This window comes from Vulcanibacillus modesticaldus, assembly GCF_001730235.1.
GTDB lineage: Bacteria > Bacillota > Bacilli > Tepidibacillales > Tepidibacillaceae > Vulcanibacillus > Vulcanibacillus modesticaldus.
This window is the reverse complement of sequence record NZ_MIJF01000039.1, coordinates 1-8,842: the sequence shown is the minus strand read 5'-3', so window position 1 is coordinate 8,842 and position 8,842 is coordinate 1. Positions and strand designations below refer to the sequence as shown.

Annotated in this window: 7 protein-coding genes; 1 reads left to right on the top strand and 6 read right to left on the bottom strand. The window is 32.5% G+C overall.

All coding sequences use genetic code 11. The features are described from left to right. Window positions 1-320: 320 nt before the first annotated feature. Window positions 321-554 (bottom strand): hypothetical protein, encoded by a 234-nt coding sequence (locus tag BHF71_RS08015; protein WP_141705360.1) that lies wholly within the window; start codon window positions 552-554, stop codon window positions 321-323. Between the two features lie 260 nt (window positions 555-814). Between BHF71_RS08015 and BHF71_RS08010 the strand changes: the two genes are divergently transcribed. Next, window positions 815-2,971: an alpha-amylase family glycosyl hydrolase gene (locus BHF71_RS08010; protein WP_069657150.1), complete on the top strand. Its 2,157-nt coding sequence runs from the start codon at window positions 815-817 to the stop codon at window positions 2,969-2,971. A 297-nt stretch (window positions 2,972-3,268) separates the two neighbouring features. On the opposite strand, the gene BHF71_RS08005 is transcribed toward BHF71_RS08010, so the two are convergent. The 5 genes from BHF71_RS08005 to BHF71_RS07985 all read right to left on the bottom strand — a co-directional run. After that, on the bottom strand, window positions 3,269-4,108 hold the full coding sequence (locus tag BHF71_RS08005) for a sugar ABC transporter permease (RefSeq protein ID WP_069657149.1): 840 nt from the start codon (window positions 4,106-4,108) through the stop codon (window positions 3,269-3,271). A gap of 2 nt (window positions 4,109-4,110) precedes the next feature. Next, a complete protein-coding gene (locus BHF71_RS08000) occupies window positions 4,111-5,064 on the bottom strand; it encodes a carbohydrate ABC transporter permease (RefSeq protein WP_069657148.1) in 954 nt (317 codons plus the stop codon). Between the two features lie 112 nt (window positions 5,065-5,176). Beyond that, window positions 5,177-6,439 (bottom strand): extracellular solute-binding protein, encoded by a 1,263-nt coding sequence (locus BHF71_RS07995; protein ID WP_069657147.1) that lies wholly within the window; start codon window positions 6,437-6,439, stop codon window positions 5,177-5,179. Window positions 6,440-6,613: 174 nt separating this feature from the next. Then, window positions 6,614-7,648: a LacI family DNA-binding transcriptional regulator gene (locus tag BHF71_RS07990; protein WP_069657146.1), complete on the bottom strand. Its 1,035-nt coding sequence runs from the start codon at window positions 7,646-7,648 to the stop codon at window positions 6,614-6,616. Window positions 7,649-7,839: 191 nt separating this feature from the next. Next, window positions 7,840-8,842 (bottom strand): RNA-guided endonuclease InsQ/TnpB family protein (locus BHF71_RS07985; RefSeq protein ID WP_069657145.1); only part of this gene is annotated, 1,003 nt, incomplete at its 5' end.

The following is an 8,842-nucleotide window of genomic DNA, read 5'->3' as shown; positions in this document are numbered from 1 at the left end:
GGTCTAAACTTATTGAGTTGTCACAGGAATTTATTTTAGAGCAACAGTCTGCTTAATCTAACAGTATTAATTAGGCTCTGTTTTAAGAGTCTGCTTCAGTATGCTCTTTTTTGTCACTGTTTAAATGAAGTCATGCTTTTGCTATACTTGTTTAACCCTTTGTGAAGTTCTTTGTTCCCCAATTTTGTCATTCTTAATTTCTTTTTCACCAAACGTTTAATTTTTCATAGAACTTTTGACACTACCTTCTAAGTATGGATTAATCATTTATTATAATACCTCATTCAAGTATTAAAAACCAGTGATGTAATTTTAGTAACTTATTTACCTAAAATCACTGTCGTATATGGGGTAATTTGAAGCTCTATCTTTGCTTTGTTGTTGTTAATTTTTACTAAATTTCCGGTACTAAATAAAATATTCTTAAATTCACTTTCCTGGTCCGTTAGAATGATTGACTTTTGTTCTCCTGTCAAATTGTGTATGACCAACAATGAATCTTGATCAAGAGTTCGCTTAAAGGCAATAATACCAGATATGGTTAATATATTCACCACACTACCCTAAAGTCACCTAGAGTCTAATATTTAATAAATATTGTAATAGCTTGTTACATCATATCTATTATACTTGAAGATGAGTTAATCGACATCGGTGTACAAAAATTCATAATTAAACAAAAAACATATTTACTTTTTAAATTATCAGAAATATAATTCTATTTGGTAAGGTATTTTTATACATGGCAGGGGGTGTGTTGTCTATATTTTTGAAAACGTTTGCACAAAAATATTTATAATATTGAGGTGAAAAAATGCTAAAAAAAATTTCAAAAATATTATTGCTTTTAATTTTTTTGATGGGAATCGTCCTTAATTCTCTACCTATCAATACAGAAATTGCTAAAGCAAGTGTTTCAGCTAACCTTAAAGGGGATGTTATATACCAAGTTATTATTGATCGTTTCTACGATGGAGATCCCCTAAATAATGATCCAGCCAAAAGTTATGGACTTTATGACCCATCTCAATCGAAATGGAAAATGTATTGGGGTGGAGACTTAGAAGGTGTTCGGCAAAAAATACCATATTTGAAGCAATTAGGTATTACTACTATCTGGTTATCACCTATTCTTGATAATCTAGACACATTTGCTAGTACCGAAAATACTGGCTACCATGGTTATTGGACTAGAGACTTCAAAGTTATCGAAGAGCATTTTGGGGACTGGACAACATTTGATAATCTAATAAACGATGCCCATGCTAATGGCATGAAAGTCATTGTGGATTTTGTACCGAATCATACAACACCCATTAAAGAGTCTGATCCTACATTTGCTGAAGGTGGAGCTCTATATGATAACGGAAAATATTTAGGAAATTATTTTGATGATTCAAATAAAGGTTATTTCCACCATAATGGAGACATTCAAAATTGGGATGATCGTTTTGAAGCTCAATGGAAGAATTTTACTGACCCTGCAGGGTTTTCTTTAGCCGATTTATCCCAAGAAAATGAAACGATTGCAAAATATCTTATCGACGCAGCGAGTCAAATACTTGCTCATGGAGCAGACGGGCTTCGTATCGATGCCGTTAAACATTTTAATGCAGGCTTTTCTAAAACATTTGCTGATAAGATGTATCAACAGAAAGATATTTTTCTAGTTGGTGAATGGTACGGGGATGATCCAGGCACATCTAACCATCTTGAAAAAGTGCGTTATGCAAATAATAGTGGTATTAATGTATTAGATTTTGATTTAAATACTGTAATTAGAAATGTTTTTGGTAACTTTACCCAAAATATGTATGATCTTCATAACATGGTCACTTTGACAAATAACGAATACGTTTATGAGTCCAATTTGATCACTTTTATTGATAACCATGACATGTCAAGATTTTTGGATATGAACTCTAATATAACAAATTTTCACCAAGCACTTGCATTCATTTTAACTTCTCGAGGAACTCCTTCGATTTATTACGGAACCGAACAATATCTCTCAGGTGGCAATGATCCATATAATCGTGCTATGATGCCTAGTTTTGATACTACAACCACAGCTTTTCAACTAATCTCTTCCCTAGCTAATTTGCGTAAGAACAATTCAGCAATCCAATTTGGTACAACCAGAGAGCGTTGGATCAATAATGATGTTTATATTTATGAATACCAATTTTATAATGATATTGTGTTAGTAGCTATTAATCGAAATACAAATTCTCCTTATAATATCTCTGGATTATATACCTCACTTCCTAATGGTGTATACTCAGATTATTTGAATGGAATGCTTAACGGTAATAGTATAAGTGTGACTTCTGGAAGAGTATCCGATTTTACTTTGGGTGCTGGTTCTGTTGCCGTTTGGCAATACAATTCTTCTGCTAATTATCCACAAATCGGATCGGTTGCTCCAAATATTGGTGTAGAAGGTAATGTTGTAACAATTGATGGAAAAGGGTTTGGTTCTACTGTTGGGCAGGTCACATTTGGGTCTACACCAGCTACAATCAAATCTTGGTCTCCAAATCAGATTGAAGTTTATGTACCAAACTCCAATCCAGGGACAACGAACATTAAGGTGACAGCTGGGGGTGTAGATAGCAATACTTACTTGTTCAATAAGTTAAGTAATAATCAAACATCCGTTGTATTTACGGTTTTAAACGCACCAACTACTAATTTAGGTGATAAAATTTATCTTACCGGAAACATCCCAGAATTAGGTAATTGGAGTACCAATACAGATGGTGGAATTAATAATGCACAAGGCCCTCTTTTAGCTCCTAATTACCCAGACTGGTTCTACGTTTTTAGTGTTCCTGCTGGTCAGACAATTGAGTTTAAATTCTTCATAAAACGCGCTGATGGTACTATTCAATGGGAAAATGGTAATAACCATGTCGTTACAACACCTACCGGCGTTACCGGAAATATAACTGTAAACTGGCAATATTAAATATTGTCATTCTATTATTAATAATTTCTTTGCTTTTTAAAAAAAATATTCAAAAACTTGAGAAGGAGTTTCTAGACTATGATAACTATCAAGTTATAATAGATTAGAAAACTGAAATTAATTTAGGCGACTTAGGTCGCCTATTTAATTTTAGCTCCCCCCATCAAACATTATATGAAGTTTTCCCTTATATGGCTTACGCAAATAAGAAAAAGAACAAAACGCAGTAGCAGTTTTGTTCGTGTTTAATCGCTATAATGTTCTTGCTATAATGTTCTTATTGAGTAATTCCAAAATCTATCCTTTAGTTCCACCAGTTGTTAAACCTGACACTAAATATTTTTGTGCAAAAAAGAATAGTACTAAAACTGGAATTGTTACTATTATTGCACCAGCAGACATATAATGCCAGTCTGTATTAAATTGATTAACAAATTGTTGTAAACCGATCGGTAACGTGTACATTTCCTCGTTATTCATAAAAGTTAAAGCTATCATAAATTCATTCCAAGCAGTAATGAATGAGAAAAACGCCGTTACAGATAAACCTGGTAATGATAAAGGTAAGACTATTCTCCAAAAAGTACCAAATTGTGATAATCCATCAACCCTGGCTGCCTCTTCTAATTCATACGGGATAGTATCAAAAAAACCTTTTAACATCCATACACTAAATGGAACTGCCACTGTGCTGTATGCCAATATTAGACCCCAGTATGTATTTAATAAACTAAAGGAATTCATAAGATTATATAAAGGTATCAATAACAACGCCCCTGGGAACATTTGTGTTACTAAAAACATATACATAATAGGTTTATGGCCGATAAATTTAAAACGGGATAAAGCATATGCAGCTGTAGTTGATAAAAATACCCCAAAAATCGTTGTTGCAATAGCAACAATTGCACTATTTTTTATCCATTTAAAAAAGATATAATTTCCTTTGGTAAAAACATAGATGTAATTTTCAATAGTAAAATTATCTGGTATAAAATTTACTGTTGTGCTAAAAACCTCTTCATATGGTTTAAATGATGTTGATAAAATCCACAACACAGGAAATACCGCTATAAAACTTGCTAAAATTAATATTGCATGAATTGGGATGCTTTTCAAACTTCTTAACTTTATCATTTTTAATAATAAACCTCCTCATTATCTTTTTTCTTTAATAAACGTGCATAGATCGTACTGAAAATAATGAGGAAACTTAAAATAATAACACCATAAGTTGAAGCCATACCGAAATTCCAATTCATAAATGCTTCACGATATGCATATGTAACTAGTATTTCAGTCGAACGAACAGGCCCGCCACCAGTAACTAAATAAATAACATTAAACATATTGAAAGTCCAAATAACTCCCAATAGGGTAGCTGTAAAAGCTACAGGTTTTAATAATGGAAGAGTAATATTCCAAAATTGACTGAATCTACTTGCTCCATCAACCCTTGCCGCTTCATATAAACTTGTTGGAATACTTTGTAAACCACCCAATAAGGTGACCATCATAAATGGTACACCTAACCAAACATTAGTTAATATTACCGCTACCATTGACCAAAATGGGTCTCCTAACCACGGAATTGGCGAGAAGCCTAATTTCACTAATACCAAGTTTATAATTCCAAAACTACCATTGAACATCCAACGCCAAGAAAAGGCACTGATAAAACTGGGAACTGCCCAAGGTACAAGTAATAAAAGGCGATAAGTACTCCGAAATTTAATACTTCTATTTAGTAAAAGTGCTAAACCTAAGCCAATCATAAAATGGAAAAACACATTAACAAATGTCCAAATAAACGTTTGTTTCAGGATGCTACCAAAAATTGAATCTTTGGTAAACATATCACCAAGTAGTTTTTTATAATTAGCTAACCCAATAAATTTATAACTTGGTTCAATAAACTTGTTTCCCATATTGTATTGATTTATATCCGTAAAACTGTATCCTATTCCTTTAAATAAAGGATAGAAAACTAGAACCGACATTACGATTATTACTGGAGCTAAAAAAACATATGCCACCCAGGTATTATTTTTTACCGATTTCATTCTTTTGGGCACTTTCTTGTTCAGTTTCATTGTTGCAAACCTCTTTCCAAATTACACTAATTTAATCAATTCAATATCTTAAATGTGGGAGAAAAGAGAAACCAAAAAATTGGTTTCTCTTGATTGTAAAAAATTTCTTAACTTATTTCCCTAACAATTCTGCCCAAGCTTTAGCAACAGCATCTAATGCCTCTTGAGGTGACTTTTTGCCTTGGAAAACAGCCTGAATTTCTGGAGTGAAATCTGTATAGATTTGTCCACCTTCAGGAATGACAGGACGATTTGTTGCTCTTTCAATTACCAACTTATAATCAGAAATAATTCGGTTGTTTTTAACTTCATCAAGCTCATAAGCAGATTTTCGAGTTGGTAATAAACCATTGTTCACAGCAAATTTAGCTTGATTTTCTTTACTGCTTAAAAATTCAATAAATTTATAAGAGGCGTCAGCGTTTTTAGTACCGGCATATATAACGTAACCATGACCCCCAACAGGTGAACCCGTTAGGCCTTCAGGACCTTTTGGTATAGGTGCGATACCTAAATTATTAGGATCTTCAAATGCTGAACCAGATAAGATGTCTGATGTTGACCATGGTCCATTAAGTATCATAGCAACGTCACCTGCTTTAAAGGTTTCCATCGCATTTGTATAATCATTTGAAAAATCTTTGTCATTTTTAAATACTTTATATTCATCTCTAAGTTTTAATATAAATTCTAATGCTTTTACTGAACCAGGGTCATTAATATGAATTTCTAAATCATCTTCATCAATCAATCCACCACCAAAAGACCACATAAATGGTTGGAACCAATATGCATCACTTTGACGATAATAGAAACCATACTTACCACCTTTTGTTAAGTCTTGCGCAACTTTTACGAATTCATCCCATGTTTCTGGAGCTTTATCATAACCCGCATCAGCTAACATTTTCTTATTATAAAGTAAGGCTAGTGCATCTGTAACTTGCGGTACACTCCATGTTTTACCGTTCCATTTACTATAGTTTAATGGTGCAGCTAAGAAATCATCCTGGTCTTTAAAATAATTATCTAGTGGCATTAAGTATCCTAATGCAGCAAATTCTGGAGTCCATGCAATTTCAGAACGGAATACGTCAGGAGCATTCCCTGCTTGAGCAGCGGTTTTAAATTTGTTTTGAGCTTCACTAAAAGGAACATTCTCCATATTCACTTTAATATTAGGATTTGCATTCTCAAATTCCTCAACAATAGCTTCTAATGTTTTGGTCTCTTCATCGTTCATAGTATGCCAAAAAGAAATGGTGACTTGTTCGTCTATCACTTCCTGTTTAGGTTCTTCTGAAGTTTCACTACTACATGCTGATAATAAAAATACAAGAGCAAAGATCGAAAAAATAAATAGCAACTTCTTCATTAGATTAACCCCACCTTTTTAAAAAATTTAAATTGTGTAATTATAAAATAAATTATAATTACCAAAACCTAATGAAAACGATTGCATTTTAAGCTATAAAAGAAATGAATTATTTGAGCAAACGTTTTCATTATTTAAACTCATTATACGCTATATTATAAAAATTGAAAAGATTTATTTATAAATTTTTTTAATTGTTTTACTTGATTGTCTGACTACTAACTTACTAGGCACCTCGATACCAATTGGATCCAATGAAGAATCTTTAATTAAATCAAATAAACGCTTTGCACTTTGGTAACCTAATTGAAAAATTGAAATGTCAACTGAAGATAGAGATGGGCTAGATAGTTCAGCCATTGTAAAATTATTAAAACTAACTACTGCTACATCATTTGGAATCTTATAACCTTTTTCTTGAATAGCTGTTAACACCCCAAATCCAATCATATCATCAGTTACTAAGATTGCAGTTGGGGGTTTTTTATTTTCAAATAACTGGTTTATAGCTTGATAACCAGCTTCTTTACGAAAATCAACATATGAGGTTATTGATTGATCAAAATCAATATTTGCTTCCTCTAATGCTTGCTTATAACCTTCTAATCGATGTTTAGTAACCACTAAATCTTTCAAACCACCAATAAAAGCAACTCTTTTATGTCCCTTTTCAATTAAATGCAATGTTGCCTTCTTTGCAGCAGCTATATTATCATTATCAACGTAATTAACCTTATCTATCTTTTCTGCTGGACTTCCAATCAATACAAATGGAAAATTCCACTCCAGCAACATTGAAATAAACGGGTCATTAATGATTGAACTTAGTAATACTATTCCATCTACCCTTTTACCCTGAACCATTTTGGAAACTGCTTCCATCTGCTCATCCTTGGTGCTACCTGTTGTCATCAATATCATATAATCCTTTTCGTGGGCAGCTACACTTATTCCTCTGATCACTTCCGGGAAAAAAGGATGAGAAAATGCTTCATCTGACGCTCTGGGCATAACAATCCCTATTGTAGAGGTAGAGTTTGCCACCAAACTGCGAGCATTAAAATTAGGATGGTACCCCAATTCTTTCATAGCTTCTCTAACCTTTTTTTTGGTTTTTTGACTAATTCGCGGATTATCGGCGATAACCCTAGAAACAGTACTTGGAGAAACACCACAAACCTTCGCAATATCTTTTATAGTTACTGACATAAGCTTCCGTTACCAAATACCTATAAAAACTTATAAATAAGCTGAAATTTATAAGTTTTATGCTTTGTTCCTTGTTCATTGAGTCCGATTTCATAGTCAAAGCTGACTATTACTTTCGCTTGATATAACTCTCCGAAGGCTTAAATTCCCCATTAACGAATGGGTACATATCAGTAGTATCTTTTAAGTGATTAAGCTACTGAGTGTTTATGCTTTATAGGATAATCTTTAAGGTTAATACTTGCATTAAGGTCTCTGTCAAGCTCTAATCCGCAGCTGTCACATTGATATTTCCGATTAGAAAGTTTTAAATCCAATTTTATATGTTCGCAATTAGAACATATTTTACTTGAAGGAAAATATCTATCAGTTATGATTAAATTAATATCATTCCATTTACATTTGTACTCTAATTTTCTTCTAAATCCTCTTAGAGATTGTTCAAATATTGCTCTTGCGAATTTCTTATTTTTTAGCATTCCACTTACGTTTAAATCCTCGATCACGATATACTTTGGTTTGGCTTTCACCAAAGATGTTGTAATCTGATGGATATAGTCATCTCTGATACCTTTTATTCTCCTATAAAGTCTTTTTAATTTCTTTTCAGCTTTTACTATATTTTTTGTTTTGTGGTATTTGTAACGGTTTTCCCTCCCTTCAATTTCAGTTTTATTCATATCGTATTTTCTTGAAATTTGTTTTTGTAATCTTTTATGCTTTTTCATTAATTTCTTCATTTTGGGTGATTTATTAATGTTTTTAAACTTCTCACCATTACTTATTACTGCTAATTCTTTTACACCTAGGTCAATACCTATACCTTCAGTCTGGTATGAAGTATTATTTTCTTTTTCTTCTTTAACACCAATGCTGATCCACCAATTAAGTCCATCATACGTTATTCTTGGATTAATATACTTAATATTTTTTCCCGTTGGTATCCTGCCTTTTTCAGCTAGTTTGATCCAATTAAACTTCTGCTTATTTCTTTTTCTACTTGTAGTCAATTTTTCTAACTTAACATGGGTTTTAGTAATTTTAATTTTTTCTGTGTCTTGATAAAAACTGTGCCTAGATTTCTTCTTGGACTTGAATTTAGGGAAATTGCTATAACCATTGAAAAACTTTGTGAAGCTATCGCAAGCGTCTTTAATAGCTTGCTTAGTTACATTATTTGAATAATTATTTAAC

Bases quoted from the DNA above. Each gene is read 5' to 3' on its own strand.
- BHF71_RS08010 (WP_069657150.1), top strand. From the start codon at position 815: ATGCTAAAAAAAATTTCAAAAATATTATTGCTTTTAATTTTTTTGATG.
- BHF71_RS08005 (WP_069657149.1), bottom strand. From the start codon at position 4,108: ATGATAAAGTTAAGAAGTTTGAAAAGCATCCCAATTCATGCAATATTA.
- BHF71_RS08000 (WP_069657148.1), bottom strand. From the start codon at position 5,064: ATGAAACTGAACAAGAAAGTGCCCAAAAGAATGAAATCGGTAAAAAAT.
- BHF71_RS07995 (WP_069657147.1), bottom strand. From the start codon at position 6,439: ATGAAGAAGTTGCTATTTATTTTTTCGATCTTTGCTCTTGTATTTTTA.
- BHF71_RS07990 (WP_069657146.1), bottom strand. From the start codon at position 7,648: ATGTCAGTAACTATAAAAGATATTGCGAAGGTTTGTGGTGTTTCTCCA.